This window comes from Achromobacter dolens, assembly GCF_902859745.1.
Taxonomy (GTDB): Bacteria; Pseudomonadota; Gammaproteobacteria; order Burkholderiales; family Burkholderiaceae_B; genus Achromobacter; species Achromobacter dolens.
On sequence record NZ_CADIJW010000106.1, the window covers coordinates 1 to 1,879 of the forward strand.

2 protein-coding genes and 1 pseudogene are annotated in these 1,879 nt (G+C 70.0%); 1 reads left to right on the top strand and 2 read right to left on the bottom strand.

Translation table 11 applies throughout. From position 1 onward, the window contains the following. Both HV783_RS29270 and HV783_RS29275 read right to left on the bottom strand, forming a co-directional pair. A partial coding sequence (locus HV783_RS29270; RefSeq protein ID WP_175190343.1) for an AraC family ligand binding domain-containing protein occupies positions 1-460 on the bottom strand: 460 nt, incomplete at its 3' end. Between the two features lie 25 nt (positions 461-485). Further along, positions 486-1,448, bottom strand: a complete 963-nt coding sequence (locus HV783_RS29275) for a LysR substrate-binding domain-containing protein (protein WP_054500902.1) — start codon at positions 1,446-1,448, stop codon at positions 486-488. A 106-nt stretch (positions 1,449-1,554) separates the two neighbouring features. Between HV783_RS29275 and HV783_RS29280 the strand changes: the two are divergent. Next, positions 1,555-1,879 (top strand): annotated as a pseudogene (locus HV783_RS29280) (NADP-dependent malic enzyme); the annotation flags it as partial.

Here is a 1,879-nt window from a genome sequence, read left to right on the forward strand (position 1 = left end):
CGGCCCGCGCCAGGCCGCCGGCGCGCGCCAGCACGCGCGCCAGCAAGATGTCGCGCGCCAGCGCGTCGCCGCCGCCCACGGCCAGCGCATACAGCGCCAGCAGGTCCGCCGCCAACGCCGGCGCGTCCATCACCGGATGTTCGAATTCAAAGCCGCTGGCGGCCGGCAGCGCGTCGGCCGCGTCCGCCACCACCGCGGGATCCAGGTACAGCATCTGCCAGGCGCGTTCGCCGCCGATGGGCGCGCCGTCGTGCACCTCGCCGGGATTGACGGTGATGACCTGGCCCGGCCCTGCCTCGACCCGGCCGCGGCCGCTGTGCGACGCCTGCGCGCCATGGCGCATCACGCCGATGCCGTATTGATCGTGCGTATGCCGCGCGAATGCCCTGCCGCTGCGCGCGGCCACCGCCTGCACGCCGGCGAGGACGCTGCGCGACATGACGAACTGGCTGGCGGGCATGGCATGGCTCCGGTGGGGGGCGGGATCAGGCTCGCCCGCCGCGGCTGAAGACCTCGCGCAGCGCCGCCGCGAACAGGGCGTCGACGTTGCGGCGCAGGCCGTCGGCGCGGGTGAACAGCGAAATCGGCGGCAAGGTCCAGTCGAAAGAATACGGCACGATCGCCGCCCCGGCGATGCGCACCAGTTCATCGGCGATGTCGGCCGGCAGGATGGACACGGCGCGGTCGCTGGCGACGATCATCTCGCCGATCAGCTTGGACGAATCGCTCTGCACCGAGGGCGTGGGCGGCGCCAGGCCGGCGCGCAGGAAAATGTCGGCCACCTGCTCGCGGATCGGGCTGTCCGGCGTGCCCAGGATCCAGTCCAGGTCGGCCAGCATGTTCCACTCCAGCCGGGCGCGGCCCAGTCGCGCCGCCAGGCGGCGGCTGGCGATCAGGCGCGGCGGCTGGTGGTACAGCACCTCGAAGTCGATCTGGCGCAGGTCCACCGACGGCGTGGCCCAACCCACCACCACGTCGAGCGTGTGGTCGCGCAACTGGCGCAGCAGCGCGGGGCCCTGGCCTTCGTGGATGGTGGCGGTGATGCCGCGCCCCTGCGGCAGGGTGCGGGCGATGGCCGCCGACAGCACCTGTCCCGAGACGAATGGAATCACCCCGACATGCAGGTGGGCGGCCTGGCCGGCGGCCACGGCCTCCATTTCCTGCACCAGGTGGCCCAGGTCGTGCACCAGCGCCCGGGCCCGGGCCAGCACCACCGCGCCCAGGGGCGTGGGGGTCATGCCGCGCACCGAGCGGTCGAACAGCGGCACGTCGAACATGCTCTCCAGTTCGGCCAGCGCGTTGGTCACGGCCGGCTGGCTGGTGGCCATGTGCTCGGCCACGCGGGTCAGCGAGCCGTGCTGCTCGATCTGCAGCAGCAGCATCAGGTGGCGCATCTTCAGCCGCGAGGTCAGCTTCCGGAGCACCTCGTCCGGGGAAAACGGTGTCATAGACAAGGCATAAGATAAAAGTGATGTGACAATATTAAATCTGAATGAACACCTTATGCCTGCGGCCCTAGAATTTTCCCTGTCATAGACTAGGAGGCGCCGCCCCATGAATTCGCAAGCAGACCGCCAGGCCGCTCTGGATTACCACGAGTTTCCCACCCCGGGGAAGATCTCCGTCGTGGCGTCCAAGCCGCTCACCAACCAGCGTGACCTGGCCCTGGCGTATTCGCCCGGCGTGGCGGCGGCTTGCGAAGAAATCGTGGCGGACCCGGCCAACGTGTTCCGCTTCACCGGCCGGGGCAACCTGGTCGGCGTGATCTCCAACGGCACCGCGGTGCTGGGCCTGGGCAACATCGGCGCGCTGGCCTCCAAGCCGGTGATGGAAGGCAAGGCGGTGCTGTTCAAGAAGTTCGCCGGCCTGGACGTGTTCG